General features: G+C 61.0%; 1 protein-coding gene. It reads left to right on the top strand.

Annotation, left to right across the window (positions count from 1 at the left end; translation table 11 throughout):
* Positions 1 to 102 precede the first annotated feature (102 nt).
* Positions 103 to 3257 (top strand): helix-turn-helix domain-containing protein (locus K6T84_RS23680; protein ID WP_329786976.1); only part of this gene is annotated, 3155 nt, incomplete at its 3' end.

Genomic DNA, 3257 nt, shown 5'->3' with positions numbered 1-3257 from the left:
GGAACACTGGCTCACCAAGCAGCGGAACGCCGGCTCCCACCGACCGTAATATCCATCTATAGCCATGTCCATATTTTCTGGACATGGCTATAGGGTGGCCCTGTGGCGACCGCGACCGAGACCCTGCAGGCAACGCTCAGCGAGACTGAGTACCGCACCCTGTCCCTACTCGCTGGGAGCACCGACCCGCTATCGGGCCGCAAAGTTGCCAGCGCATTGACCGTCGCTCCGACCACCGCGAATGATGCGCTCCGAAGGCTCAGCGAAGCCGGCTTCGTGACATCGGAGAAGTCCGGGCGCGCAACATTGTGGCGGCTGGCGGTTTCGCATCCTTCGATCAGCGAATGGCTGCAGGAAGTAGTCCCCTCGGCGAGTGCAGCCCCAACCGGGTCAAGTCCGTATTCGACCGGCGGCGGAGGAGTTCGCCTAGAGCACACTTACGCCGCATACCTGATCGCTGGTCTCCTCGCGGGCGAAGCCCTGACCGAGCTCGGAGACTCCATTGCCGTCGATTCGATTCGGTTGCAGGCGAGCGACCAGGCTGATGTTGACGACATCCTGATCGAAGGACGTGACAGGCATGGCGAGGTGTACCGATCGTCGATCGCCGTCCGTCGGAGTCCCTCACTCACCCAAAGTGACACCGACTCCGTTCCACTGATCCGCGACTTCCTGGCGGTCGTCCTTGAACAGTGGGCCACTGTATCGGCCAGCCGCTGGCGACTCGTCCTTGCCGTGTCGAGCAACGCCAACGCGATCACCCAACTTTCTGACCTCGCTGAGATCGCTCGGTCCATGCCAAGCGGCGAAGAGCTTGAAGCCCGACTCACCCAGCCGGGGCGCACGAATGAGGGTGTCCGTAACCGATACGGACACATCAAGGGGCTTGTCGAGCAAGCCGCCGATGGCCAGACAGCGGCATCCCGACTTGCAAGCGTGGAGCTCACATGGCGCCTACTGTCCAGTCTCACCGTTCGCAAGCTCCGCCTTGAGAGAACTGATCGCACCGACCGAACGGTGGCCGTGAACACGCTGCAACGCGTTCTTTACGACGGAACACCGGCAGCCGCCGACGCACTCTTCTCCCGGATTGAGGAGCTCGTTGGCACGTGGGCGCCGCAAGGAGCGGTATTAGACCAATCGGTGATCCGTCGAAACCTTGGCGACTACCGACTTCTAAGATCCCCGAGATTCGGCGGCGCATGGACAGTAATGGACAGGCTGGGCTTGCGCCTTCGCAACTCAGTCAGTCCCTCATTGCGCGCTGGCTCTGAAACCCTTGAGCTGGAGCGATCAGCCGAGCGATCGCGCGTCGACGCGGCCATGAAATCGGCAGGAAGCTCAAGTGGTTCGCTCGTCGTCACGGGTGAACCGGATGTCGGGAAGTCTGCACTATGCCTCCGTGCCGCAGAGGAACTCCGGAACGGCGGCGCAGCGATTACCAAGCTCAGTCTGCGAGACTTGCCCCAGAACCCGTCCGAGTTCGAGGGCCTCCTCGGCGGATTCTCGCTCGACGATGTACTGGCCACTAGCGAAACAGGGTCCGTAAGACTCCTCTTAGTCGACGGCGCTGAATCCGCGCTTGAAGGCAAAGCTGCTATCTTGCAGGAACTTTCCATTTCGGCTCTGAAGGCAGGTGTCGGCGTTGTCGTCGTCACCCGCACCGATGGATCGCGACAGGTTCGCGAAGTACTGGCAAGATCGTCTGAGTTGGCTGGAATTGACTCTGCGCCAAGCGAGCTCGTCCTAGGCCCCCTGACGCAGGATGAGCGCGACCAATTGGCCGGAACCTTCCCCACACTCGCACGGCTGGGTAGCGATGAGCGGGCAAAGTGGCTGCTCGGCCGGCCTGGCTTGGTTGATGCCCTTCTGCGAACTGGTGAAGAACTTGATCCTGCGAAATTCCTTTGCGAAGCCGACGTATTCAGCGCGGTGTGGCGCAGTTTGATTCGATGCGACGAGGAGCGTCCTGCTGGAATGGCATCACCAGACGACCGCGAACAAGCGACGCTGGCAGTGGCGAAGCGGAGTCTGGGCCTGCGTTCCGATTACATCCCTGGGTCCGCCGCCGCCGAATTGCGGTCTGACGGAGTCCTCCGGCTACCGAACAACCCAGCTCTAGCTTCCGGGGACGAGTTCTCAACTGATCTGTTCAGGGATTTCGCCCTCTGCAGACTATTCATTGTCGAAGGCTGGCAGGCCTTAGCGACGGCCGGCGCCCCTCGTTGGTCCATTCGTGCAACACGACTCGGATGCCAAGCCCAACTAGTCATGTCGCAGCCGAGCGCCTGGAACGACCTCACAACTCAGTTCGCGCAGATCGCCAATGATCACGGCGAGCGATGGTCAGAAATTCCATTCGAAGCTCTCTTGACGCTCGGAAACGCGGAGCAGGCCATCCGCGGACTTTGGGATGCGTTGACTGCAGACGATGGCGCGGCACTGGCGACCCTACTTCGCCTAGCCGAGGCACGCTACGTCAACGGCACAATCGGAGATCCGTTCGCACTTGCACCGCTCGTCAGAGTGGCCTTCTGTGATCGTCCCAGCATTGGAAATATTCCAGGGCTCGGCCATCGCACTGTCCGTGAACTCATCAAAGACCTTGTCCTCGCCTGGCTGCGTGGGATGACCAGCTCACATCGCCAGCCAGATGGCTTGCGGCAAGCTGTCCGCGACACCATCCTCGCTGACGACCGTCGGCGTCACGATGCCTTCGCCGTCGAGGCTCTCGCAACGCTCGGCCCAGATCTCGACAACCGTGCGGAAGCGTGGCTACGAGCCGTCGCTCTAGAGCGTCCAGGCAATCTGAATCCCGCGGTTGAGTCGTTTGCAGTGTCGCTGAGCATGTCTCAGTCCCGTCCTGAGCTACTCCTCGACCTCGCTGAGGCGTACTACATCGAGCTGCCGAAACCTCGAAGCCCATGGGGTGCAGGTCATGAACTCGATGACGGCATACGGGACTTCAAGCACGGCCTTTGGCCAGGGTTCGGTGTCTCTGCCGCAGCGTGGTTCTACGGCCCGTTCTTCAGGCTGCTGAACACTCAGCCTATTGAGACGATTGGCTTCATCAATCGGATGCTGAACCATGCGGCCAAGTTCCGAGTCGCGAAGGGACCTACGCACCGTGACGACGACAGCCCCCAAGAACTCGAAGGGGTTCGTCTCGACCTCCCAGGTTTGGGCGAGCGGTTGTTCGTCGGGAGGAATTGTCAATACCTGTGGATCGGGGTGTTTCAGGCGACCTCCGTTTCGGT

It is taken from the genome of Mycobacterium zoologicum (assembly GCF_020181635.2).
Taxonomy (GTDB): domain Bacteria; phylum Actinomycetota; class Actinomycetes; order Mycobacteriales; family Mycobacteriaceae; genus Mycobacterium; species Mycobacterium zoologicum.
This window is presented reverse-complemented; position numbering and strand designations above follow the sequence as displayed.